At 67.6% G+C, this 23,560-nt stretch carries 19 protein-coding genes; 9 read left to right on the top strand and 10 right to left on the bottom strand.

Annotated elements, in window-relative coordinates:
- Nucleotides 1-5: 5 nt before the first annotated feature.
- The 6 genes from HV798_RS28375 to HV798_RS28350 are packed head-to-tail and all read right to left on the bottom strand — an operon-like array spanning nucleotide 6 to nucleotide 5,857.
- Nucleotides 6-959, bottom strand: a complete 954-nt coding sequence (locus tag HV798_RS28375; RefSeq protein WP_175196186.1) for a GDP-L-fucose synthase family protein — start codon at nucleotides 957-959, stop codon at nucleotides 6-8.
- 6 nt (nucleotides 960-965) lie between these two features.
- Nucleotides 966-2,075 carry a GDP-mannose 4,6-dehydratase gene (gene gmd, locus HV798_RS28370; protein ID WP_025140082.1) on the bottom strand — a complete coding sequence of 370 codons (1,110 nt, stop codon included), beginning with the start codon at nucleotides 2,073-2,075 and terminating at the stop codon, nucleotides 966-968.
- Between the two features lie 10 nt (nucleotides 2,076-2,085).
- The gene (locus tag HV798_RS28365; protein ID WP_246289263.1) at nucleotides 2,086-2,448 is read right to left on the bottom strand and encodes a VanZ family protein; all 363 of its coding nucleotides are present in this window, start codon (nucleotides 2,446-2,448) and stop codon (nucleotides 2,086-2,088) included.
- A 37-nt stretch (nucleotides 2,449-2,485) separates the two neighbouring features.
- Entirely contained in the window at nucleotides 2,486-3,916 is a 1,431-nt protein-coding gene (locus tag HV798_RS28360; protein ID WP_025140084.1) for a mannose-1-phosphate guanylyltransferase/mannose-6-phosphate isomerase, read from the bottom strand.
- Nucleotides 3,913-4,458: a GDP-mannose mannosyl hydrolase gene (locus tag HV798_RS28355; protein ID WP_175196190.1), complete on the bottom strand. Its 546-nt coding sequence runs from the start codon at nucleotides 4,456-4,458 to the stop codon at nucleotides 3,913-3,915. The genes HV798_RS28360 and HV798_RS28355 overlap by 4 nt, the downstream gene beginning before the upstream one ends.
- A complete protein-coding gene (locus HV798_RS28350; protein ID WP_175196199.1) occupies nucleotides 4,448-5,857 on the bottom strand; it encodes an undecaprenyl-phosphate glucose phosphotransferase in 1,410 nt (469 codons plus the stop codon). Before HV798_RS28350 ends, HV798_RS28355 begins: the two co-directional genes overlap by 11 nt.
- A 247-nt stretch (nucleotides 5,858-6,104) precedes the next feature.
- Between HV798_RS28350 and HV798_RS28345 the strand changes: the two genes are divergently transcribed.
- From HV798_RS28345 to HV798_RS28315, 7 genes are all read left to right on the top strand, one after another.
- Nucleotides 6,105-7,241 carry a polysaccharide biosynthesis/export family protein gene (locus HV798_RS28345; protein ID WP_175196201.1) on the top strand — a complete coding sequence of 379 codons (1,137 nt, stop codon included), beginning with the start codon at nucleotides 6,105-6,107 and terminating at the stop codon, nucleotides 7,239-7,241.
- 100 nt (nucleotides 7,242-7,341) lie between these two features.
- Nucleotides 7,342-9,603, top strand: coding sequence for a GNVR domain-containing protein (locus tag HV798_RS28340; RefSeq protein ID WP_025140088.1), 2,262 nt, complete (start codon nucleotides 7,342-7,344; stop codon nucleotides 9,601-9,603).
- An 18-nt stretch (nucleotides 9,604-9,621) separates the two neighbouring features.
- Nucleotides 9,622-11,025 (top strand): phosphomannomutase/phosphoglucomutase, encoded by a 1,404-nt coding sequence (locus HV798_RS28335; RefSeq protein ID WP_175196203.1) that lies wholly within the window; start codon nucleotides 9,622-9,624, stop codon nucleotides 11,023-11,025.
- A 13-nt stretch (nucleotides 11,026-11,038) separates the two neighbouring features.
- Entirely contained in the window at nucleotides 11,039-12,712 is a 1,674-nt protein-coding gene (pgi, locus tag HV798_RS28330; RefSeq protein ID WP_175216606.1) for a glucose-6-phosphate isomerase, read from the top strand.
- A 12-nt stretch (nucleotides 12,713-12,724) separates the two neighbouring features.
- On the top strand, nucleotides 12,725-13,777 hold the full coding sequence (gene galE / locus HV798_RS28325) for a UDP-glucose 4-epimerase GalE (protein ID WP_175196205.1): 1,053 nt from the start codon (nucleotides 12,725-12,727) through the stop codon (nucleotides 13,775-13,777).
- Between the two features lie 194 nt (nucleotides 13,778-13,971).
- A complete protein-coding gene (gene epsC / locus HV798_RS28320; protein WP_175196207.1) occupies nucleotides 13,972-14,919 on the top strand; it encodes a serine O-acetyltransferase EpsC in 948 nt (315 codons plus the stop codon).
- 31 nt (nucleotides 14,920-14,950) lie between these two features.
- Entirely contained in the window at nucleotides 14,951-15,769 is an 819-nt protein-coding gene (locus HV798_RS28315; RefSeq protein WP_025140093.1) for an NAD-dependent protein deacetylase, read from the top strand.
- 168 nt (nucleotides 15,770-15,937) lie between these two features.
- Here HV798_RS28315 and HV798_RS28310 read toward each other — a convergent pair whose 3' ends face one another.
- The 3 genes from HV798_RS28310 to gabT all read right to left on the bottom strand — a co-directional run bounded on the left by HV798_RS28310 (nucleotide 15,938) and on the right by gabT (nucleotide 19,877).
- On the bottom strand, nucleotides 15,938-16,792 hold the full coding sequence (locus tag HV798_RS28310; protein WP_175196209.1) for an inositol monophosphatase family protein: 855 nt from the start codon (nucleotides 16,790-16,792) through the stop codon (nucleotides 15,938-15,940).
- 204 nt (nucleotides 16,793-16,996) lie between these two features.
- Nucleotides 16,997-18,466, bottom strand: coding sequence for an NAD-dependent succinate-semialdehyde dehydrogenase (locus tag HV798_RS28305; RefSeq protein ID WP_175196211.1), 1,470 nt, complete (start codon nucleotides 18,464-18,466; stop codon nucleotides 16,997-16,999).
- A gap of 148 nt (nucleotides 18,467-18,614) precedes the next feature.
- Nucleotides 18,615-19,877: a 4-aminobutyrate--2-oxoglutarate transaminase gene (gene gabT, locus HV798_RS28300; RefSeq protein WP_175196213.1), complete on the bottom strand. Its 1,263-nt coding sequence runs from the start codon at nucleotides 19,875-19,877 to the stop codon at nucleotides 18,615-18,617.
- 95 nt (nucleotides 19,878-19,972) lie between these two features.
- Between gabT and pdxR the strand changes: the two genes are divergently transcribed.
- Nucleotides 19,973-21,502, top strand: a complete 1,530-nt coding sequence (pdxR, locus tag HV798_RS28295) for a MocR-like pyridoxine biosynthesis transcription factor PdxR (protein ID WP_367647029.1) — start codon at nucleotides 19,973-19,975, stop codon at nucleotides 21,500-21,502.
- A gap of 43 nt (nucleotides 21,503-21,545) precedes the next feature.
- Here the strand turns inward: pdxR and HV798_RS28290 are convergent, their stop codons facing one another.
- Nucleotides 21,546-22,463, bottom strand: coding sequence for a DUF72 domain-containing protein (locus HV798_RS28290; RefSeq protein ID WP_175196215.1), 918 nt, complete (start codon nucleotides 22,461-22,463; stop codon nucleotides 21,546-21,548).
- Nucleotides 22,464-22,723: 260 nt separating this feature from the next.
- Between HV798_RS28290 and HV798_RS28285 the strand changes: the two genes are divergently transcribed.
- The coding region (locus HV798_RS28285; protein ID WP_246289261.1) for a type VI secretion system Vgr family protein at nucleotides 22,724-23,560 on the top strand (837 nt) is incomplete at its 3' end.

Below are 23,560 nucleotides of genomic sequence, written 5' to 3'. Positions count from 1 at the left end.
CGGCCTTAGGCCACGGGCAGCGGTTGGCCGGCCTGCTCGCGCAGGAAATGGCCGTAGGCCAGCGTCACGCCATGGTGCAGCGAAATCTCCGGCTTCCAGCCCAGCGCCCGCACCCGCGACGAATCCAGCAGCTTGCGCGGCGTGCCGTCGGGCTTGCTGGTGTCGTACACGATGGCGCCCTGAAAGCCCACCACCTGCGCCACCACTCGGGCCAGGTCGGCGATGGACAGGTCCTGCCCGGCGCCGATGTTGTAGATGCCTTCGGCGGACGGCGATTCCATCAGCATCAGGCAGGCCTGCGCCAGGTCGTCCACGTACAGGAATTCGCGCAGCGGCGTGCCGGTGCCCCACAGCGTCACGCTGTCCTGGCTGGCCTCGCGGCCTTCATGGAACTTGCGGATCAGCGCGGGCAGCACGTGGCTGCTGTGCAGGTCATAGTTGTCGTGCGGGCCGTACAGGTTGGTCGGCATGGCGCAGATGAAGCGCGCGCCGTGCTCGCGCTGGTAGGCCTCGCACAGCTTCAGGCCGGCGATCTTGGCGATGGCGTACGGCTCGTTGGTGGCTTCCAGCGGACCGGTCAGCAGCGCGTCTTCGCGGATAGGCTGCGGCGCTTCGCGCGGATAGATGCACGAGGACCCCAGGAACAGCAGCTTGCGCACTCCGGCCGCGTACGCGGCCCGGATCACGTTGCACTGGATCATCAGGTTGCGGTACAGGAAGTCCACCGGATGGTTCTGGTTGGCCAGGATGCCGCCGACCTTGGCCGCGGCCAGGTACACCACGTCCACCGGGGTGGTGGAAAAGAAGCGGTGCACCTGGTTCTGGTTTTCCAGGTCCAGCTCGGTGTGGCTGCGCGTCAGCACGTTGCGGTAGCCGCGCCGTTGCAGCTCGCGCACCAGCGCGGCGCCCACCATGCCGCGGTGGCCCGCCACGAACACGCGTTGGTCCAGGTTGGTCATGGCGCACTACTCCTTGTAGGCGTAGATTTCGTAGCCGTTCTGCTCCACCAGCGCATCGCGCCGGGCGTCCTTCAGATCGCTCTCGACCATTTCCTTGACCAGCTGCGCGAAGGTGGTGCGGGGCGACCAGCCCAGCTTTTCGCGCGCCTTGGTGGGGTCGCCCAGCAGGGTCTCGACCTCGGTCGGGCGGAAGTAGCGCGGGTCGACGCGCACGATGACCTGGCCGGGCTTGATGTCGTGCACGGGGCTGAACAGCACCGTGGCGGTTTCTTCCAGCCCTTCACCTTCCCAGGCCAGCAGGATGCCCAGCTCGCGCGCCGCCGTATTGATGAATTCGCGCACGCTGTACTGCATGCCGGTGGCGATCACATAGTCTTCCGGCGTGTCCTGCTGCAGCATCAGCCACTGCATCTCGACGTAGTCGCGGGCATGGCCCCAGTCGCGCAGCGCCGACAGGTTGCCCAGGTACAGGCATTCCTGCAGGCCCAGCACGATGCGCGCCAGGCCGCGGGTGATCTTGCGGGTCACGAAGGTTTCGCCGCGCTTGGGCGATTCGTGGTTGAACAGAATGCCGTTGCAGGCATACATGCCGTAGGCTTCGCGGTAGTTCACGCTGATCCAGTAGGCGTACAGCTTGGCCGCGGCGTAGGGGCTGCGCGGATAGAAGGGGGTGGTTTCCTTCTGCGGCGTTTCCTGCACCAGGCCGTAAAGCTCCGACGTCGACGCCTGGTAGAAGCGGGCCTTGTCTTCCAGCTTCAGGATGCGGATCGCCTCCAGCAGGCGCAGCGTGCCCAGGCCGTCGGCGTTGGCGGTGTACTCCGGTTCTTCGAACGACACGCCTACGTGGCTCTGCGCGGCCAGGTTGTAGATCTCGTCGGGTTGCACCGACTGCACGATACGGATCAGGCTGCACGAGTCCGTCATGTCGCCATGGTGCAGCACGAAGTTGCGCGGCTGGTCGTGGGGGTCCTGGTACAGGTGGTCGATGCGCGCGGTGTTGAACAGCGAGGCGCGCCGCTTGATGCCATGGACTTCATAGCCCTTGGCCAGCAGGAACTCCGCCAGGTATGCGCCGTCTTGCCCAGTAACGCCGGTAATCAGTGCCCGTTTTGGCATGGTTTTATCCTTAAGACTTAGTCATTGCACGAAAAGAGCCGAAGGCTGCGGAACCGATGTTCAACGAGATTACTGTCGCACCCGCCGCGGAGATATCGGCCAAAAGGTCTAAGAGTTCAGCTTGGCGATAGGCAAAAAAGGATTGGATCCATTCGTCCAGCGCACCCAGCGCCGTCACCGCCAGCAGGGCCGTCAGCCCGGGCCGGCGCTGCACCGAGGCGTAGATCAGCAGGGTCAGGAAGGCGTAGGCGGCCAGGTGCAGCCGCTTGTCGCCGAAGGTGTCGGACATCTGGGCCGCCAGGCCCGGCAGGTTGCCCACCGTGATCAGCACGCCGAAGAATGCTGCGGCGGCGGGCAGGCAGTAGCGGGCCACGCCGGGACGCCAAAAGGATGAGGCCTCGCCCCCTGCGTCATACCCGGCCATACATGTCCTGGAAGCGCACGATGTCGTCTTCGCCCAGATAGGCGCCGGATTGCACCTCGATGATTTCGAGCGGAATCTTGCCGGGGTTCTCCAGGCTGTGGACCTCGCCCAGCGGGATGTAGGTCGACTGGTTCTCGGTCAGCAGGTATTGCTTGTCGCCGTTGTAGATGCGGGCAGTGCCCGACACGACCACCCAGTGCTCGGCGCGGTGGTGGTGCATCTGCGACGACAGCCGGGCGCCGGGCTTGACCGTGATGCGCTTGACTTGATAGCGCGGGCCGTGGCCCACCGAGTCGTACGAACCCCAGGGGCGCTGCACTTCGCGGTGATGGTTCATTTCCGACCGATGCTGGGTCTTGAAGACTTCGACCAGCCGCTTGACGTCCTGCGACCGCGTCTTGTGGGCGACCAGCACGGCGTCGGCCGTTTCGATCACCACGATGTCGTCCAGCCCCACCGAGGCCACCAGGCGGCTGGTCGAATGGATGAGGCAGTTGCGCGAGTCCTCGACCATGACGTCGCCGGTGGTGGAATTGCCTTCCGCCGTCTTCTGGGCGATGCCCCAGACCGCGTCCCAGGCGCCGACGTCGCTCCAGGAGGCCGCCAGCGGAATGACCACGGCGCTGTCGGTGCGTTCCATGATGGCGTAGTCCATCGAGTCGCTGGGGCAGGCCTCGAAGGCGGCGCCGTCCAGCTGGAACAGGGCGCTTTCGCCGTGGCCGGCGCTGACGGCCAGGCGCACCTGGGCCAGGATCTTGGGCGCCAGCCGCTCCATTTCCGCCAGGAACACCGAGGCCTGGAAGGCGAACATGCCGCTGTTCCAGTAATAGCCGCCGTCCTCGATGAAGCGCTGGGCGACTTCGGGCGACGGCTTTTCGACAAAACGGCGCACCCGGCGGGCTGGGGCCAGGTCATCCGGTTCGGCGGATTGAATGTAGCCATAGCCGCTCAGCGGCGCCGTGGGCGTGATGCCGAAGGTCACCAGCGCGCCCTGGCGGGCCGCCTGGTAGGCCTGGGCAAAGGCCTCGGCCAGCACCGGGCCGTCTTCCAGCACGTGGTCGGACGGCATGATCAGCATCACCGGGTCTTCGCCGTCGCGCATCGCCCGCAGGGTGGCCGCGGCAATCGCCGGGGCGGTGTTGCGGGCAAAGGGTTCCAGCACGATCTCGGCGTCCTGGATGTCCAGCTCCAGCGCTTGCTCGGCGGCGATGTAGCGGTGCGCCTCGTTGCAGACCAGCATCGGCCGGGCCTGGGCGCCGGCCGACCCCAGCCGCCGCAGGGTGTTCTGCAGCAGGCTGCGGTCATCGGTCAAACGGATGAACTGCTTGGGCAACAGCTCCCGCGACAACGGCCACAGGCGCGAGCCCGAGCCGCCGCAAAGGATGACAGCCCGGTACGGGGGATGGGGGTTGGTCATGGCGCTGACTCCTTGAAGTAGGCCTGGGTGTACGGGTGCGCGCCGGGATCGGCGGCAATGGCCGCCGGCGGCTGCCAGCGGTAGCGTCGGTGCTGCCCCAGCGGCAGGCTGGCGGTATCCAGCGCCAGCTGGGCTTCGTAGGCGAGAACGATGTAGTGGGTGGAGCGGCCGTTCTCGCCGGCAAAATTGGTGCCATAGAAGTGTTCGTACACGCCGCGGGGGCGCCAGGCCTGCGGCGGCAGCGTCAGGCCCAATTCTTCGCGGGCCAGCCGGCGCAGCGCCTGGGCCAGCGTTTCATCCTTGCGAACGCGCCCGCCGGGCACGAACCACGCGCCCTGGGCGGGCGGATTGCAGCGCAGCCCGGTCAGGTAGCGCCCGGCGGGGTCGCGCAGCAAGAGGTCGATGGACACCAGCGGCAGCATCTGCACCGCCCGGCGAAAGTCATCCTCGGGCAACAGGCCGGGGGTGGCCGGGGCGGGGCGGGGGGCAGGGCGGGCGCGCACGCCGGCCAGGGCGGGCCAGCCCAGGGGTTCAGTAGACATTTCGGCCCGTCCATCCGGAGACCGCCGTGCGGGCGATGATCATCAGGTCCATCCGGAACGTCCAGTGCTGGATGTAATAGATGTCGTGCTCGACCCGGTCGCTCATCTTGCGCAGCGTGTCGGTCTGGCCGCGCAGGCCGTTGACCTGCGCCCAGCCGGTGATGCCCGGCTTGACGCGGTGCCGCATCATGTAGCGCTGCACCAGGTCCTTGTACAGCTCGTTGTGTTCCAGCGCGTGGGGGCGTGGGCCGACCACCGACATGTCGCCGCGCAGCACGTTCAAGAACTGCGGCAGCTCGTCCAGGCTGGTGCGGCGCAGGAAGCCGCCGATGCGGGTGATGCGGGCATCGTTGCGCGTGGCCTGGGTGACCACGCCGTGTTCCTGGTGCACGGTCATGGTGCGGAACTTGTAGACATGGAAGACCTTGCCGTCCACGCCCAGGCGCGGCTGGGTGAACAGCACCGGCCCGCGCGAGGTCAGCTTGACCAGGCAGGCCACGCCCAGCATCAGCGGCGACAGGCCGATCAGGGCGCACAAGGCGAAGGTACGGTCGAAGGCCTCCTTGGCCAGGCCGCGCACGCCGGCGGCCGGCAGGCTGTTCAGCTGAATGGCGGGCAGCCCCAGGAATTCGCCGATGCGATGGCCCAGCAGCTGGATCGACATCACGTCGGGAATCCAGCGGATGTCCACCAGGTCATTGCGCAGGTGATACAGCACTTCGCGCAGTTCCTGGCCCGCCTCCATCGGCAGCACGATCCACACTTCGCGCACGTTGTGTTCGCGCACGAAGCCGTGCAGGGCGTCCAGTTGATGCAGCCGGCGCACTTGCGGCGGCAGGCTTTCGTGCGGTTCGGCGTAGATGCCCGCCACCTCGTAGCCGGCCTCGCGGTAGCGTTCCACCCGGCGCCACAGGTCATGGCCCAGCGCGCCAAAGCCCACCAGCAGCACGCGCTTCTGGTTCAGTCCGCGGTCGCGCGCCGCGCCCAGCACGGCGTAGACCGCCAGGCGTACGCCGGCCAGCGCCAGGGCGGCGGTGCCGAACCAGGTGGCCGCCCACATGCGCGATACCGCCGCGCTCTGATGCATGAGAAAACTGACCAGGATGCCCAGCGCGAACACGGTGGCCCACGCCGCCAGGCTGCGCACCACCAGATCGGTCAGCATCCGTCCGCGCCACGACACATACAGGCGGAAGGCGGGAAAGAGCGCGATGACGCCCAGGCCGCACAGATAGATCAGGAACAGGTGGATCTGCGGCGGGTCCGCCAGGGTCTCGTCGGCGAACTTCAGTTCGGTGACGGCCAGGCCGCAGATGACGACGATCGCGGCGTCCAGCATGCGGTACAGATAGCTGGAACGATTGAATCTTGCCGACGTGTCCGAGTGGGACGAATCCATCGCGAACTCCTGGGTGGGGGGAGTCGCCCTGCGGCCGCGTGGAAAACAACGGTGCACTGCCGCAAAGCATGTGGCTACCGTGGGAATCTTATTGAGTGCAAGAGCCACCCGAAACCTCCAAACGATGTAGGAGAAGGCTTAGGGCATCCGTCGAATGTGCGGGGCCTGGAAAAGAGAGTGGAATGTCGCAACCCGTTACGCATCGGGCTCCTTTCCAAGCAACGAAGTCATTCACTGTGGATTTGCCATGACGACATTTTTCGGAACGTTGAGCCGAGCCATTGCTGCCATCGCGCTCGTGTCCTCGCTAGGCGCTTGCGCCCTTTCCCCCGGCATGACCTTCGACGCCAAGCATCGCGTCGATCCGCTCGATCCGAATTCGGTCGCCGAGATCCGGGAAATCACGCCCAGCCTGGTGCTGGCCGACAACCGCGCCCGTCAGGCGCTGCTGGACAACGACGGCGTGTCCAAGCTGGTCGACAAGACCGAGCCGTACCGCATCGGACCCGGCGACATCCTTTCGATCGTCGTGTGGGATCACCCCGAGCTCGTGCTTCCGACGCAAACCTACGCCATCGGCACTGGGGTGACCGAACTAGCCTTCGGGGATACCGCCTCGGGCATTCCGGGCTATACGGTCTCATCCACTGGATACATCCAATTTCCCTATACAGGACTGCTGAAAGTGGCGGGCTTGACGGAACTTCAGGCGCGCAATCTCATAGTCAACAGTTCGGGTAAATACATCCAGGATCCGCAGATCACGGTGCGGGTGCTGGGCTACCGCAGCAAGCGAGTCTACGTCGAGGGCGAAGTCAAGACGCCGGGCACCGTCGCGATCAACGACATTCCCATGACCCTGTTGGAAGCGATCAATCGCGCAGGCGGCATCCTGCCCACCGGCGATCGCAGCAGCGTCTATGTCATTCGCGAAGGCAAGCCGACCCGCGTCAACCTGCCCGCCCTGATCGACCGCGGGCAGGACCTGAACCAGGTCATGCTCAAGTCCGGCGACATCGTCCGGGTGACGCCGCGAGACGACAGCAAGGTGTTCGTGACGGGCGAAGTGACTACGCCCGCCTCGATTGTGATGAGGGATGGAAGGCTGACGCTGAACGAAGCGCTGGGTGTGGCCGGAGGACCCAACCAGTTGACTGCGGACTCGTCACAGGTGTTTGTGGTGCGCAGTACCGAGCAGGCGACGCCGCTGGTGTTCCATCTGAACGCCGCATCGCCGCAGGCTTACGCGGTGGCGGAGAAGTTCGAGTTGCAACCCAAAGACGTCGTGTTCGTGGATACAGCGGCCCTGGTGCGGTGGAACCGCTTCATCAGCAACCTGTTCCCCAGCGCGCAAACGGTGCAGACCGTGCATTCCATCAAGTAATCGACCCGGGGCCCGCCCGGCGCCGCTGGGCGCGTGCGGGCCCCGACCCACGCCTTTGGGGGCGCCGCGACCGCGGCGGCGCCTATTCTTGGAGAGCTGCATGTCGTTGCCTATCGAATCGTTCGAGCCCTCCGTCCCGGCTCGCCAGCAGGAAACCCCGCTGTCCTCGCACGTGGACGCCATCTTCTCCAACCGATGGCTGATCATCGCCATCACTTTGGTCGCGCTGTTGGGCGCCGCCCTCTACGTGATGGTGACGCCATCGGTCTACCAGGCCGACATCATCGTCCAGGTGGAGGAGGAACTGCCTCAAGGCCAGAGCCGCAGCCTGCTGGGCGACGTCTCGGCCATTTTCGACACCAAGGCCGAGACCTCCGGCGAAATGGAAGTGCTGCGTTCGCGCATGGTGGTGGGGCCGGCCGTCGACAAGTTCATGCTGTACATCCACGCGAAGCCGCGCTATTTCCCGGTGGTGGGCGAATGGCTGGCGCAGCGCCATGAAAGCCTGCCGTACCCCTCCGGCCTGCCGCGCGGCGGCTATGCCTGGGGCGGCGAATCCATTTCGATCTCGCAGCTGGACGTGCCCAACGAATGGCTGGGCAAGCCTTTCCGCGTGACGACCCAGGGCGAGGGCGCCTACACGCTGTTCGACAAGGTCACCGGGTCCACCTTCAAGGGCACGGTGGGCAAGCCGGAACATTTCCTCTTGCCGGGCGGCGGGGCGATGGACGTGCACATCGATGCGCTCAGCGGCCGCCCGGGCACGGAATTCACCGTGTCGCGCAGCTCGCGCCTGGCGGCCATCGAGGACGTGCAGTCGCGCCTGGGCATCTTTGAACGCGGCCGCACGTCGGGCGTCATCGGCGTGACGATGGAAGGCAATGATCCCGTGCTGACCACCGCCGTGCTGAACCAGATCGGCCAGGAATACGTGCAGCAGAACGTCAACCGCAAGTCGGCCCAGGCCGAGAAGTCGCTGGCGTTCCTGGACAAGCAATTGCCGCAGCTCAAGCAGGAACTGGACGCGGCCGAAACCAAGTACAACTCGCTGCGCAACAAGCGCGGCACCATCGACCTGAGCGAAGAAGCCAAGCTTATCCTGGCGCAATCGGTCGACGCCCAGACCAAGGTGATGGAACTGCGCGCCAAGCGCCAGGAACTGATCACCCGTTTCGCGCCGACCCACCCCAGCATCGTGGCCATCGATCGCCAGATCGCCTCGCTGACGGGTGACGTCAACCGCATCGGCAACAACATCAAGCAATTGCCCGACCTGGAACAGGACGTGGTGCGCCTGGTGCGCGACGTGCGCGTGAACACCGAGCTGTACACGGGGCTGCTGAACAATGCGCAGCAGCTGCGCCTGATCCGCGCGGGCAAGGTCGGCAACGTGCGCATCCTGGATGCCGCGGTGCAGCCGGACAAGCCGGTGCGCCCCAAGGCCGCCATCATCATCGGCGTGGCCACGGCCATCGGCCTGATCTTCGGCGTGCTGTGCGCCTTCGTGCGTAATGCGCTGTTCGGCGGCCTGTCCGAGCCGGACGACGTGGAACGCTACACCGGCCTGCCCGTGCTGGCCGCCATTCCCCACAGCGACCTGCAGGACAAGCTGTGGCGCCGCAGCCGGCGCAAGAACGCCATGGTGCCGGCGCTGCTGGCGCAAAGCCAGGGCAATGCGCCGCCCATCGAAAGCCTGCGGTCGTTCCGCAACGTGTTGCAGGCGTCGCTGCGCCAGTCGGCCAACAACATGGTCATGTTCACCGGCCCGGTGGCGGGCGTGGGCAAGTCGTTCCTGTCGGCCAACTTCGCCTTCATCCAGGGCGGCGTGGGCAAGCGCGTGCTGCTGATCGATGCCGACTTCCGCAAGGGCCAGCTGAACCGCTATTTCGGCGTGCCCAAGGAAGACGGCCTGTTCGAAGTGCTGTCGGGCACCATCCCGCTGGAACGCGTGCGCAAGCACAGCGTGTCCGAAGGCGTGGACTTCATTGCCACGGGCGCGGTCACCTTCGATCCGTCGGAACTGCTGGCGTCGCCGATCTTCGGCCAGACGCTGCGTGAGCTGTCCAGCCAGTACGACATGGTGATCCTGGACACCGCGCCGGTGCTGTCCTCGCCGGATGCCGCCGTGGTCGGCACGCATGCGGCGGCGGTCATGGTGGTGGTGCGGTCGGGCATGAATACCGTGGGCGAAATCCGCGAGACGGCCAAGCGGCTGATCCAGGCGGGGGCGCCGGTGGACGGGGTGCTGTTCAACGGCCTGAAGCTGATGCCCGAGCGGTTCGGCTTTCGGTCCAAATACGGCGGCTACCGATATTCGCGGGCGGCGTACTACGGCGATTTCAAGCAGAACGGCCCCAAGTAACCTCCGCGGAGAACTGGCATGCATGGAACTTTTGGCTGGGAATCCCCGCAGATCCTGGATGCGGTCTTCAAGGCTTATGACATACGCGGCACGGTGCCGGACGAGATCGACGCGCGCTTCGCCCATAGCCTGGGCATGGCGGTGGGCGTGCGGGCGCGCGATCTGGGCGCACGCGCCGTGGTGGTGGGGCGCGACGGCCGCCTGAGCAGCGTGGAACTGGCCGCGGCGCTGCAGGCCGGGCTGCGCTCGGCCGGCATGCACGTCATCGACATCGGCATGGCGACCACGCCGATGGTCTATTTCGCTGCGCGGCTGATGGACACCGGCGCCGGCATCGCCATCACCGGCAGCCACAACCCGCCGGCCTACAACGGCTTCAAGATCGTGCTCGATGGCGCGTCGCTGTACGGCGAGGGCATCACGGCGCTGCGCGACGCCATGCGCCTGCCGATCGAATCGGCCAGCGTGGCGGGCGGGCGCACCCAGATGCAGATGCAGCCGTGCTATGCCGCGCGGCTGCTGGGCGACATCCGCATGACGCGGCCGATGAAGATCGCGATCGACTGCGGCAGCGGCGTGGCCGGCGCGGTGGCGCCGGCGCTGTTCCGCGCGCTGGGCTGCGAGGTCACCGAGCTGTTCTGCGAGGTCGACGGCTCGTTTCCCGGCCACCATCCGGACCCGGCCGACCCGCAGAACCTGCAGGACCTGATCTATTGCCTGCGCTATTCCGATTGCGAGGTCGGCCTGGCGTTCGACGGCGACGGCGACCGGCTGGGCGTGGTCAGCAAGTCCGGCCAGATCATCTGGCCCGACCGGCAGCTGATCCTGTTCGCCCGCGACGTGCTGGCGCGCAACCCGGGCGCCGAGATCCTGTACGACGTCAAGTGCAGCCGCCACGTGGCCCGCGCCGTGGTCGAAGCGGGCGGCAAGGCCACCATGTGCCGCACGGGCCATTCGCTGGTCAAGGCGAAGATGCGCGAAACCGGCGCGCTGCTGGCCGGCGAGATGAGCGGCCACATCTTCTTCAAGGAACGCTGGTACGGCTTTGACGACGGCCTGTATGCCGCCGCCCGGCTGCTCGAGATCCTGTCCGCGGCGCCGGACCCCTCGGCCCTGCTCGAAAGCCTGCCGCAGTCCTGCGCTACCCCCGAAATCAAGCTGGAAACCGCCGAAGGCGAACACGTCGAACTGGTGGAGGCACTGCGCGCAAACGGGGAATTCCCGGGCGCGCTCTCCATCAACGACATGGATGGTGTGCGGGTCGACTACGCCGACGGCTTCGGCCTGGCGCGGCCGTCCAACACCACGTCGACGGTGGTGCTGCGTTTTGAAGGAGACACCGTGGCCGCCCTGGCCCGCATCGAGGAGGACTTTCGCAACGCGTTCCGGCGCATTGCACCTCATATCCGTTTACCGTTCTAAGGAGCATCACGCGATGGGAAAGGCGAATTTTGCGATAGAGGCCCCGGCCGACAGCGAGACGGCAGGGCTGGCCGACAGCCCCGAATGGCAGGCGTACGCGCAGGCCGCCAGCGACGCGCCGCTGGATGCGAGCGCGCTCAAGGTGATCGAGGCCGCGGGCCTGTGCGTGGACCTGACCATGCAGCGGCAATCGCCGGCGCTGGACGCGGCCGCGCTGGCGCTGCTGCGCGCCCGCGGGCTGGATGCGGCGCGCCAGGCGCTGTTCGCGGGCGGCCCGGTCAACTGGACCGAAGACAAGCCCGCCTGGCACACGGCGCTGCGGGCCGGCCGCACCCGCGAACAACCGGACGGGCAGGACGAAGATTCGGTCTGCGAATATTCGCGCATGGCCGACTTCGTGCGCCGCACCGACCAGACGGCCGATTTCTCGACCGTGCTGCATATCGGCATCGGCGGCAGCGACTGGGGGCCGCGCCTGGCCATCCAGGCCTTTGGCGGCGCGGGCCAGCGCCGCCAGATCCGCTTCGTGTCCAACATCGACGGCCATGCCTTTCATGATGCGGTGGCGGGGCTGGACCCGCGCCGCTGCCTGGTGGTGGTGTCGTCCAAGTCCTTCACCACCGCCGAGACGCTGCACAACGCCCGCGCCGCCATCGCCTGGCTCAAGCAGGGCGGTGTGGCCGACGTGTCCGCGCACCTGGCGGCCGTGACCGCCAACGTGCCCGCGGCCCGCGCGCTGGGCGTGCCGTCCAGCCAGGTATTCCGCATGTGCGACTGGGTCGGCGGACGCTATTCCGTCTGGTCGGTTGCCGGCCTGTCCATCGCGCTGACCGTCGGCGCCGAGGTGCTGATCGGCATGCGCGCCGGCGCCGAAGCCATGGACCAGCACTTCCAGCAGGCGCCGCTGGCGTCCAACGCGCCGGTGCAGCTTGCCTTGGCCGGGCTGGTCAACTGCAGCGTGCTGGGCCATACCTCGTTGAACATCGCCGCCTACAGCGCCCGGCTGCTGCACCTGGTGACCTACCTGCAGCAGCTGGAAATGGAATCGCTGGGCAAGCGCGTCGCCGGTGACGGCGCCGAGGTTGGCGTGCCCACGGCTCCCATCATCTGGGGCATGCCGGGCACCGACGGCCAGCACACCTTCTTCCAGTGGCTGCACCAGAGCGCCGAGGGCGCGCCGGTGGACTTCATCGCCAGCCTGCAAGGCCATGCCGATAGCCCGGATGCCCATCGCATGCTGCTGGCCAACTGCCTGGCGCAGCGCCAGGCGCTCTTGCGCGGCAAATCGCTGGAACAGGCGCTGCTGGACGTCGCCCACGTCGATGACCCGGACAAGGCGCTGAGCCTGGCCCGCCACCAGGTGCACCCGGGCGGACGGCCGTCCACGCTGATCGTGCTGCGCCAGCTGGACCCGCGCGGCCTGGGCGCGCTGCTGGCGCTGTACGAGCACAAGGTGTTCGTGCAGAGCGTGGTCTGGGGCATCAACCCCTTCGATCAATGGGGCGTGGAACTTGGCAAGCGGCTGGCCACCGGCATCGAGCGCGAGCTGGCGGTGCCCGTGTCGGCCGGCGTGGTCGACTGGGGCCACGATGCCTCGACCTCGTACTGGATCGACCGCTATCGCGGCCATGCGCAGGCGCCGCGTCCGCGCCATGCCTGGGTGCCCGGCGTGGCCGCCCATCTCTGACGGAGCCTGGCGATGGCGGACATGCGGGTATTGGTCACCGGCGGCGCGGGCTACATCGGCGCCCACACGCTGGTGGCGATGCTGGCCGCGGGCCAGCGGCCGCTGGTGCTGGACAACTTCAGCAACGGCAGCCCCGAGGCGGTGCGGCGGGTCGAACGCCTGTGCGGTGCGCGGATTCCCCTGGTCGAAGGGGACATCCGCCAGCCCGGCCAGGTGCAGGGCTTGCTGGCGCAGGCGGCGGCCGACGGCGACCCGGTGCAGGCCGTGCTGCACCTGGCCGGCTGCAAGGCCGTGGGCGAGTCGGTGGCCGACCCGCTCAAGTACTACGACAACAACGTGGCGGGCTCGCTGGCGCTGCTGCGCGCCATGCGCGAAACCGGCGTGGCGCGGCTGGTGTTCAGCTCGTCCGCCACGGTCTACGGCGAGCCCCAGTCGCTGCCGTTCACCGAAGCCCACCCGCTGGCCCCCGCCAACCCCTACGGCCGCACCAAGCTGATGGTCGAGCAGATGCTGCGCGACCTGTGCGCGGCCGAGCCCGATTTCGGCGCGGTGACCTTGCGCTACTTCAATCCGATCGGCGCGCATCCCAGCGGCCAGATCGGCGAAAGCCCGCGCGACGTGCCCAACAATCTGTTCCCCTTCATCACCCAGGTGGCGGTGGGGCGGCGGCCCTTCCTGAACGTGTTCGGTGACGACTACGCCACCGCGGACGGCACCGGCGTGCGCGATTACCTGCACGTCATGGATCTCGCCCAGGGGCATGTGCGGGCCCTGGCCTATGCGGCCGGCCATCCCGGCTTTGTCGCGGTCAACCTGGGCACGGGGCAGGGCACCAGCGTGCTGGAACTGGTGCGCGCGTTCGAACGGGTCAACCAGTGCCGCATTCCGCTGCGCACCGTGGCGCGCCGGCCGGGCGACATCGAGCGCATGTGGGCCGACCCGGCGCTGGCCGCCTCGCTGCTGGGCTGGCGCAGCCGCCACGGCGTGGACGCCATGTGCGCCGACGGCTGGCGCTGGCAGCAGGGCAACCCCGAAGGCTACGACGCCGATCCGCCTGCGGCATAACCCCAACAGCCTGTCGGACGAATTCCGCGAATGCCGCGCAAGCGGTTACAGTTGACGGATATATTGCGAAGCAGCATCGCCGCGCGGCCCGGCCGTCATCCGGCGATGCACCGTCAGCGAGGCACCCTCATGTTCGACTCTCATTCCCAGGCCGGCCTGCGCGCCGGCTTTTCCATCCCGACGGGACGGCCCCAATGAGCGGCCCGTCCTATCTGCCGCCCGCCCACTGGAACCTGGACAGCATCGTGTCCGGCCTGCGCGAGGCCCGCGTCGCCTGGCGCGGCCCGCGCGGCCGCCTGCGCGAAGACGCCGGCCTGCGTGAATTCCCGTCCCAGGAAAGCCTGCGCCAGATCATCAAGGACCTCTGTGGCGCCTTGTTCCCCATGCGCCTGGGGCCCATCGACCTGCGCGAGGAAGTCGAAGACTTCTACGTCGGCCACACCATCGGCGCCGCGCTGGACGCCTTGCTGCACCAGGTTGGCCTGGAACTGCAATACGTCGGGCGCCACGATCCGGCGCAGCAGGCCGACTCGCAGCAGCGCGCCATCGACATCGTGCGCCAGTTCGGTGCCGAGCTGCCGCGCGTGCGCGCCGCGCTCGACCTGGACGTGACCGCCGCCTACCAGGGCGACCCGGCCGCGCACAGCGTCGACGAAGTGCTGCTCTGCTATCCCGGCGTGGCCGCCATGATCCACCACCGCCTGGCCAACGTGCTGTACCGGCTGGGCGTGCCCATGCTGGCGCGCATCGTGGCCGAGATCGCCCATGCCGACACCGGCATCGACATCCATCCCGGCGCCACCATCGGCCGCAGCTTCTTCATCGACCACGGCACCGGTGTCGTGATCGGTGAAACCGCCATCATCGGCGACCGCGTGCGGCTCTACCAGATGGTCACGCTGGGCGCCAAGCGCTTTCCGCCGGGCGAAAACGGCGAGCTCAAGAAAGGCCTGGCGCGCCATCCGCTGATCGAAGATGATGTCGTGATCTACGCGGGCGCCACCATCCTGGGTCGCGTCACCATCGGCAAGGGCTCGACCATCGGCGGCAACGTCTGGCTCACGCGCAGCGTGCCGCCGGGCAGCAACGTCACCCAGGCCAGCCTGGTCAGCGACATGCCGGATTGCGGCCTGGGCGGCTGACGCCCGCGGCCCAAACGCCCTCGGAGCCACGATGGACACACGAGTTTCGGATCTGGCCGCGCTGCGCGGCTTCGTCGACCGCCACCCGCGGCTGTTCGTCCTGACCGGGGCGGGCGTCAGCACCGATTCCGGCATTCCCGACTACCGCGACACCGACGGCGAATGGAAGCGCAAACCGCCCATGACGTTGCAGACGTTCATGGGCGACGACCTGGCCCGGGCCCGTTACTGGGCCCGCAGCATGGTCGGCTGGCGCCGTTTCGGCCAGGTGCAGCCCAATGCCTCGCACCGCGCGCTGGCGCGGCTGCAGCATCGCGGCCTGGTGTCCATTCTGGTGACCCAGAACGTCGACGGCCTGCACGAGGCAGCCGGAAGCCGCGACGTGGTCGACCTGCACGGCCGGCTGGACGAAGTACGCTGCATGAATTGTGATTGGCGCGGCGGCCGCCAGGCCTGGCAGGAAGCCCTGCACGAACGCAATCCCGACTGGATCGCCTTCGAGGCCGACGATGCGCCCGACGGCGACGCCGACCTCGATGGCGTGGATTTCGCGTCGTTCCGCGTGCCGCCCTGTCCGCGTTGCGGCGGCATCGTCAAACCCGACGTCGTGTTTTTCGGCGAAACCGTGCCGCGCGACCGGGTCGACCGGGCCAACGCCGGCCTCATGGCTGCCGACGCGGTGCTGGTGGCTGGTTCGTCGCTGATGGTCTATTCCGGTTACCGGTTTGTGACGGCGGCATCGCGCAACGGCATGCCGATCGCCGCCATCAACCTGGGCCGCACCCGGGCCGACAACCTGCTCACGCTCAAGGTGGAACTGCCCTGCGCCGTGGCGCTGGACGCCCTATAACGGGGACAGAGACCGGCCGGTTTTTGACCGGTTTAACCAAGTCCCTGCCCTGTAAGGGTTTTTTCTCGCGGTTACAGAGCTTTCCATAGGGTTGTCCACAGATACTGTGGATAAATCCTAGGGATAACCCCGATTTTTAGCGACTTTTAAGGCCGTGATCGCCGGGATTCAGCCCTCGGCGTCCTGGATGGCGTCGCCCAGCAGGGCCTTGCGGGCCGCGTGCCAGCTGCCCGCGTCCGGGGCATACAGCAGGCCGCCGCTGCGGTGGGTGGGCTTGTAGGGCGACCCGTCAAAGCGCGCCGCGTAGCCGCCCGCTTCGCGGTGCAGCAGCCAGCCGGCGGCGTGGTCCCACGCGGTCAGCTGGTTGTACAGCGCCACATGGCTGTGGCCGGCGGCCAGCATGCGGTATTCGTGCGCAGCGCAGCGCAGGCTGGCCGTGCTGCCCAGCCGCGACAGGTTGCTGTTGACGGTCGTGCGCAGCGGCTCGGGCAGGGCGCCGGTGGAAATCAGCCCGTCCATGTCCTCGGGCGGCGCCGGGGCAGCCACGGCCAGCGCGGCCTGCTTGCCGTTTTCATATTCCATCCACGCGCCTTCGCCACGCACGGCCAGCGCGCTGTCGCGATTGACGGGGTCGTAGATCACGCCGGCGATCACGTCGCCGCGATGACAGGCGGCGATCATCATGCCGAACAGCGGCAGTCCGGCGACGTAGTTGCGGGTGCCGTCGATGGGGTCGATCAGGAACGCCAGGTCGGCGTCCACCAGCATGTTCAGCAGCGCCGGGTTACGGGTCGAGGCTTCTTCGCCGATCAGCACGGCGCCGGGGTGCAGCTTGGACAGGCGCGCGGCGATCAGGCGTTCGGCGGCCTCGTCGGCGTCGGTGACCAGGTCCCGCGGCGAGGTCTTGTCGCGCACGGACCCCTCGGGCAGGTTGCGAAAGCGCGGCATGACTTCCGCCTGCGCCGCGTCTGCCAGGATGCTCGCCAGCCGGCGGGTGTCCTCGCGGGTAAATGATCTGCTCATAATCGCTCGTCCAGGGAACGCGCAAATCTATCACGCCTGGGCGGCAATTGATCGCGATTTATAACCGTATGAACTTAAAGGGAATTTTGTACCTGTGCAGGAGTTATCTGCCAGGTTGTCCACAATTCCTGGGGATAAACGGGACCCGAGCCCCGTTTATCCGGCCAGGACGGGCGCCGAGCGGCGCTCGTGGGATACCGGGGCTCAGGCGCCCAGGTCGACGCAGAGGTACTTGATCTCCAGGTACTCTTCGATGCCGTACTTCGAGCCTTCGCGGCCGAGGCCCGATTGCTTGACGCCGCCGAACGGGCCGACTTCGTTCGAGATCAGGCCGGTGTTGATGCCGACGATGCCGTATTCCAGCGCTTCGGACACGCGCCAGATGCGGGCATAGTCGCGGGTGAAGAAGTACGCGGCCAGGCCGAAGATGGTGTCGTTGGCCATGCCGATGACTTCGTCTTCGGATTCAAAGCGGAACAGCGGCGCGACCGGGCCGAAGGTTTCTTCGGTGGCAAAGCGCATCGACTGCGTCACGTCGCGTACCACGGTGGGTTCGAAGAACGTGCCGCCCAGCGCATGCGGCTTGCCGCCCGCGATGACCTTGGCGCCGTGCGAGGTGGCGTCGGCGATGTGTTCCTGCACCTTTTCCACGGCGTTGGCATCGATCAGCGGACCCTGCGTCACGCCGTCGGCAAAGCCGTCGCCCACCTTCATGGCGTTGACCTTGGCCACCAGGCGCTTGGCGATTTCCTCGTACACGCCGGCCTGCACGTAGATGCGGTTGGCGCACACGCAGGTCTGGCCGGCGTTGCGGTACTTGGACGCCAGGATGCCGTCCACGGCGCGGTCCAGGTCGGCATCGTCGAACACGATGAACGGCGCGTTGCCGCCCAGTTCCAGCGACAGCTTCTTGATGGTGGGGGCGCATTGCTCCATCAGCGTGCGGCCGACTTCGGTCGAACCGGTGAAGCTCAGCTTGCGCACCACGTCGCTTTCGCACAGCGCGGCGCCGATGTCGCGCGAGCTGCCCGTGATGACGTGGAACACGCCGGCCGGCACGCCGGCTTCTTCGGCCAGCACGGCCAGCGCCAGCGCGGTCAGCGGGGTCTGCTGGGCAGGCTTGACCACCATGGTGCAGCCGGCGGCCAGCGCCGGGCCGACCTTGCGGGTGATCATCGCGGCCGGGAAGTTCCAGGGCGTGATCGCGGCGGTCACGCCGATGGGCTGCTTGAGCGCCAGCAGGCGCTGGCCGGCCTTGGGGCTTTGCAGCACGTCGCCGTCGATGCGCTTGGCTTCTTCGGCGAACCACTCCAGGAACGACGCGGCGTAGGCGATTTCACCGGCGGCCTCGGTCACGGGCTTGCCCTGTTCCGAGGTCATGATGGCGGCCAGGTCCTGCTGGTTCTGCATCATCAGCTGGGACCACTTCAGCAGGATCGCGGCGCGTTCCTTGCCGGTCTTGGCGCTCCAGGCGGGCAGGGCGGCCTCGGCGCTGGCGATGGCCTGTTCGGTTTCCTTGCGGCCCAGCTTGGGCACGGACACGATGGTCTTGCCGGTGGACGGGTTGTCGACGGGGATCGACGGGCCATTGCCCGCGGCAACCCACTTGCCGTCGATGTAGCAGGCGTCACGCAGCAGGTCGGGACGCGAAAGGGGATGGGTCAAAGACGTCATTGCAAAAGTCTCCTAATAGGAACGCGGCCGCCGGGGCGGAATTGACGCGGGCGCAGCGGAAATCCGCTACGCCCGCAATCGCCGTGCCCGGCGGCCGGAAAACCGGATCATCGGGCCGGGACCCGACTTGACCTGGGCCGACTTGGCCTTAAGCGGCCAGCGACTCGGTCAGGATGGCCAGCGCGCGATCGAACTGGGCATCGGGAATGGTCAAGGGGTACAGGAAGCGCAGAACGTTGCCGTATACGCCGCAGCTTAGCAAAATCAGGCCGCGTTCCAGGGCGCGGGCCTGCACGCGCTTGACGGCTTCGGCGTCAGGCTTGCCATTGGCGTCGTTCAGTTCCAGCGCCACCATCGAGCCCAGGCCGCGCACGTCGGCGATGCCGGCCACCTTGCCACGCAGGCCTTCCAGGTGGGCGCGCAGCTTGTCACCCAGGGTGACCGAGCGTTCGCACAGCTTTTCTTCGGCGATCACGTCCAGCACGGCGTGGGCCGCGGCCACTGCCAGCGGGTTGCCGGCGTAGGTGCCGCCCAGGCCGCCCGCGGCCGGGCCGTCCATGACGTCGGCGCGGCCGACCACGCCCGAGATCGGGAAGCCGCCGCCCAGGCTCTTGGCCATGGTGATCAGGTCGGCCTGCACCGAGTGGTGTTCCATGGCGAACAGCTTGCCGGTGCGGCCAAAGCCAGTCTGCACTTCATCGGCGATCAGCAGAATGCCGTGTTCGTCGCAGACCTTGCGCAGCGCGGTCATGAGTTCGGGCGGGGTGATGTTGAAGCCGCCTTCGCCTTGCACCGGTTCGATGATGATGGCTGCCACGCGCTTGGGGTCGATGTCGACCTTGAACAGCAGGTCCAGCGCCTTGAGCGAATCGGCCACCGTGATGGCCTGCGTGGCGTTGGGGAAGGGCACGTGATAGATGTCGCCCGGCATCGGGCCGAACGACAGCTTGTAGGGGGCGACCTTGCCGGTCAGCGCCATGCCCAGCATGGTGCGGCCGTGGAACGAGCCCGAGAAGGCGATGACGCCCGAGCGGCCGGTGGCCGAGCGCGCGATCTTGACGGCGTTCTCGACGGCTTCGACGCCGGTCGTGAAGAAGGCGGACTTCTTCAGGCCGTCGATGGGGGCCAGGCGGTTGATGCGTTCGGCCAGCGAGATGTAGCCCTCGTAGGGCACGATCTGGTAGGCGGTGTGCGTGAAGTTGTCGAGCTGGGCGCTGACAGCAGCCTTGACCTTGGGGTGCAGGTGGCCGGTGTTCAGCACGGCGATGCCGCCCGCGAAATCGATGTATTCCTTGCCGTTGGCGTCCCACAGCGTGGCGTTTTCGGCGCGCACGGCATAGAAATCGCACATGACGCCGACGCCGCGCGGCGTGGCCAGGGAACGGCGGGTATTCAGGTCCTGATTCTTCATCTCAGCCTCGGATGGCAAGTGGGCGGGAAAAAGCTTATTTAATGCTACTATGGCCCCATTGTTGGGAACCACTTTTATAAATCAGGTAGAACCAATTGCGGTCCATCGTTGGGGATTTGCTGCTGCTGCGCCTGGCCGATGCCGCCGGCGGGCCGATGAACAAGCGGCTCTACCAGGGTATTCGAGAAGCCATCCTCGATGGTTCCATCGCCGCGGACTCGCGCCTGCCCGCCTCGCGCGACCTGGCCGCCGAACTCGGCATCGCCCGCAACACCGTGGTGCACGTCTATAGCCAGTTGCTGGCCGAGGGGTACACCCGCAGCCGCCAGGGCAACGGCACCTTCGTCAACGCCTCGCTGCCCGATTCGTACCTGGCCAGCGGCCGCCAGTCGCGCCGCGCGCCCACCCCGCAGCCGCGTCCGGCGCTGTCCGCGCGCGGCGCCGCCATCGTCGACGGCGTGTCGGCCTCGCCCTATCAGTGGGGCGCCTTCATGCCCGGCGTGCCCGACCTGACCGAATTCCCCCACAAGAAATTCGGCCGCATCTTTTCCGCGCTGTGGCGCAACCCCACGCCCGATCTGCTCACCTACGCCTACGGCGGCGGCCTGCCCGCGCTGCGCGAGGCGCTGGCCCAGCACCTGGCGCTGACGCGCTCCATCGACTGCGATCCCGACCAGATCCTGATCACCGAAGGGTCGCACCAGGCCATCGACCTGGCCACCCGCATCCTGGGCGAAGCGGGCGAAACCGCCTGGGTCGAAGACCCGGGCTATTGGGGCGCGCGCACGGTGCTGCAGGCCAACGGCCTGCGCACGGTGCACCTGCCGGTCGACGAAGAAGGCATGCGCCTGCCGGAAGGCGGCGTCTTGCCCGGTGGCGCGCCGCCGCGCTTCATCTTCGTCACCCCGTCGCACCAGTATCCGCTGGGGCCGGTCATGTCGCTGGCGCGCCGCCGCCAACTGCTGGCCGTGGCGCACCAGCACGGCAGCTGGATCATCGAAGACGACTACGACAGCGAATTCCGCTTCTCGGGCCGGCCCATCGCGTCGCTGCTGGGGCTGGAACCCGATGCGCCCGTGATCTACATGGGCACCTTCAGCAAGACGCTGTATCCGGGCCTGCGGGTGGGCTATCTGGTGCTGCCCAAGCCGCTGACCGCCGCGTTCCAGGCGGCCCACGCCGAGCTGTACCGCGAAGGCCACCTGATGACGCACGCGGCGCTGGCCACCTTCATTGCCGAAGGCCACTACGCGGCCCACATCCGCCGCATGCGCATGCTGTACGCCCGCCGCCGCGCCATGCTGGTCAACCTGATCGAACGGCGCCTGGGGCCCGACTGGCTGCATCGCGACGCCAGCCTGGCGGGCCTGCACCTGGTGCTGACCTTGCCGATGCACATGGACGACCTGCGCGTGGTGGACGTGGCCCGCCGCAAGGGGGTGCTGACCCGGGCGCTGTCGCGCTACTACATCAGCGCCGAAGGGCGCCGCCCCGGCTTGCTGCTGGGCTACGCCTGCGTGCCCGAGCACGACATCGCGCGCAAATTCGAAGTGCTGCTGGAAAGCCTGGCGGAAGTGGCGCGCACCACGCCGACGCCGCTGGCCTTGGCCGAGGTGGGCGGCTAGCGCGTGCCGCCGCCACGCCGCGCATCGCGCGGCGCACGCCCGTTCACAGCAAGCCGCCTGGCGCGCCGGGGCCATCCAGCGCGGCCTTGAACGCCGCGGCGTTGCGCATGCCCTGGTCTTCGTAATTGGTGTTGAACACCGCGTGCGCCTGCGCGCTCTGCTGCGCCACCTGCTGGAATCGGCGCACCAGTTCGGCCAGTTCTTCTTCCGAATATTCGTACTGGAAACGGCCTGAAGACGCGCTGCCCGACGCATTCCAGGTGGCCGTGTTGCGTCCGTGCAGGCGCAGCAGCGTCAGGTCGGGATGGGTGCATTCCCATACCGCGGGCACGCTGTTGTCAAAGCCCTGCGGCGCATCGACCACGGTATGCACCACCCCCAATTCGCGTTCCATCGCCAGCGTCGCCGCGGTTGCCGCGGGGGTGGCGAACCAGCTGCGATGGCGAAATTCCACCGACACCAGATGGTCTTCCAGGCGCCGCGCGCAGTCGGCAACCAGCGCCATGCCGCGCGCATCGCGCTGGACCCACGGCGGAAACTGAAAATGCACCGCGCCCAGCTTGTCCGCCATGCGCAGCGGCTCCAGCGCCAGCGTGTAGCGGCGCCACAGTTCGTCGCGCAGGTCGTCGGGCATGCCGCGGTGGTAGATCACCGGTTCGGGCCAGTCGCCCAGTTCCTGGCGGATATCGGCCGGCAATGCTGTCAGCGGCGTCTGGTGGCCGGTGAACAGCCGGTACGCCTTGATGTTGAAGACGAAGTCGTCCGGCGTGCGCTGCGCCCACAGGTAGGCGTTTTCCGCGCTGGGCAGGGCGTAATAGCTGGAATCCACCTCGGCCAGCCCGAAACGCGAGGCGTAGAAGCGCAGGCGCGCTTCGGCGCTGTTGGCGTGGGGCGGATAGAAGCGGCCGCAAGCCAAGAGCGTGGGGTCGGTCCAGGAAGCGGTGCCGGCAAGCAGACGCATGGCGTGGGGCAAGCGCCGCGGGGGCGGCACGACGGATAGGAAGCCTGCGATTTTTTCATTCTCGTGCCGTTTTTTCAATTTTTGTTGCAACTTGAGCGACGTTGGTTGTCATTGACGCCAGATCGTCGTGGTATTTCTTCCTGTCCACCGGGGATGTTGACCCCGGGGCGTATCGACACTCGTTGTCGGCGCGCAGGTGCAATGCGACATGGGAGATCCCTGATGCTGACATTGGTGCTATTGCGTGTCGGGCCGCTTCAATGAGCGGCCTGTTCAATTCCGACGCCCGCCTCTACCGCCTGCAAGGCGAGGGCGCGCTGGCGTCGCTGCATGTCGAAGGCTGGACCGGCCGCGAGGCGCTGTCGGGCGTGGCGCAACTGCGCGTGGTGGCCCTGTCGGATGACGCCGGCCTGCCGCTGCAGGACATGATCTCGCGTCCCGTCACGCTCTGGACGACCCGCGCCGACGGCAGCCGCAGCGGCCGCAGCGGCGTGGTGCGCGAAGCGGAACTGCTGGCTGGCGATGCGGGCCTGGCGCGCTACCGGCTGACGGTGGCGCCCTGGCTGTGGCTGGCCACGCAGCGGCGCGCCAGCCGCCTGTTCGAGAACAAGCCGGTGCTGGACATCGTGCGCCACGTGCTGGACACCTACGAAGGCTACGTCTATCGCATCGCGGCCGACGTCGAAGGCGCGCTGGCCGACCTGGCTCCGCGCCCCTACACCACGCAGTACCGCGAGACCGACTACGCCTTCATCAGCCGCCTGTTGGCCGAGGCCGGCCTGGGCTGGACCGTGCTGGAAGACGCCGAGGTGCCGGCGCGCCACGTGGTGCAGATTTTTGCCGACAGCCGCAGCCTGGCCGAAGACGCGGAATCGGCCAGCGGCGGCGTGCGGTTCCAGCGCGCCAGCGCCACGGAATCGCGCGACACCGTGCAGGCCCTGGTGCGCCAGCGCCGCCGCACGCCCGACAGCATCACGGTGCTGGGTTGGCACGACAGCGGCAAGCGCGCGGTGGCCGCGCAGGCGCTGGTCAACGCGGCCAACGGGCAGGACGATGCGGCGGGGCTGGACTGGTACGACGTTGCCGGCCACGGCGGC

It is taken from the genome of Achromobacter deleyi (assembly GCF_902859705.1).
In the GTDB taxonomy this organism is placed as follows: domain Bacteria; phylum Pseudomonadota; class Gammaproteobacteria; order Burkholderiales; family Burkholderiaceae_B; genus Achromobacter; species Achromobacter deleyi.
The sequence above is the reverse complement of the archived record's forward strand: the minus strand, read 5'-3'. Positions and strand labels throughout refer to the sequence as shown.

Bases quoted from the DNA above. Each gene is read 5' to 3' on its own strand.
- HV798_RS28375 (WP_175196186.1), bottom strand. From the start codon at position 959: ATGACCAACCTGGACCAACGCGTGTTCGTGGCGGGCCACCGCGGCATG.
- gmd (WP_025140082.1), bottom strand. From the start codon at position 2,075: ATGCCAAAACGGGCACTGATTACCGGCGTTACTGGGCAAGACGGCGCA.
- HV798_RS28360 (WP_025140084.1), bottom strand. From the start codon at position 3,916: ATGACCAACCCCCATCCCCCGTACCGGGCTGTCATCCTTTGCGGCGGC.
- HV798_RS28355 (WP_175196190.1), bottom strand. From the start codon at position 4,458: ATGTCTACTGAACCCCTGGGCTGGCCCGCCCTGGCCGGCGTGCGCGCC.
- HV798_RS28350 (WP_175196199.1), bottom strand. From the start codon at position 5,857: ATGGATTCGTCCCACTCGGACACGTCGGCAAGATTCAATCGTTCCAGC.
- HV798_RS28345 (WP_175196201.1), top strand. From the start codon at position 6,105: ATGACGACATTTTTCGGAACGTTGAGCCGAGCCATTGCTGCCATCGCG.
- HV798_RS28340 (WP_025140088.1), top strand. From the start codon at position 7,342: ATGTCGTTGCCTATCGAATCGTTCGAGCCCTCCGTCCCGGCTCGCCAG.
- HV798_RS28335 (WP_175196203.1), top strand. From the start codon at position 9,622: ATGCATGGAACTTTTGGCTGGGAATCCCCGCAGATCCTGGATGCGGTC.
- pgi (WP_175216606.1), top strand. From the start codon at position 11,039: ATGGGAAAGGCGAATTTTGCGATAGAGGCCCCGGCCGACAGCGAGACG.
- galE (WP_175196205.1), top strand. From the start codon at position 12,725: ATGGCGGACATGCGGGTATTGGTCACCGGCGGCGCGGGCTACATCGGC.
- epsC (WP_175196207.1), top strand. From the start codon at position 13,972: ATGAGCGGCCCGTCCTATCTGCCGCCCGCCCACTGGAACCTGGACAGC.
- HV798_RS28315 (WP_025140093.1), top strand. From the start codon at position 14,951: ATGGACACACGAGTTTCGGATCTGGCCGCGCTGCGCGGCTTCGTCGAC.
- HV798_RS28310 (WP_175196209.1), bottom strand. From the start codon at position 16,792: ATGAGCAGATCATTTACCCGCGAGGACACCCGCCGGCTGGCGAGCATC.
- HV798_RS28305 (WP_175196211.1), bottom strand. From the start codon at position 18,466: ATGACGTCTTTGACCCATCCCCTTTCGCGTCCCGACCTGCTGCGTGAC.
- gabT (WP_175196213.1), bottom strand. From the start codon at position 19,877: ATGAAGAATCAGGACCTGAATACCCGCCGTTCCCTGGCCACGCCGCGC.
- HV798_RS28290 (WP_175196215.1), bottom strand. From the start codon at position 22,463: ATGCGTCTGCTTGCCGGCACCGCTTCCTGGACCGACCCCACGCTCTTG.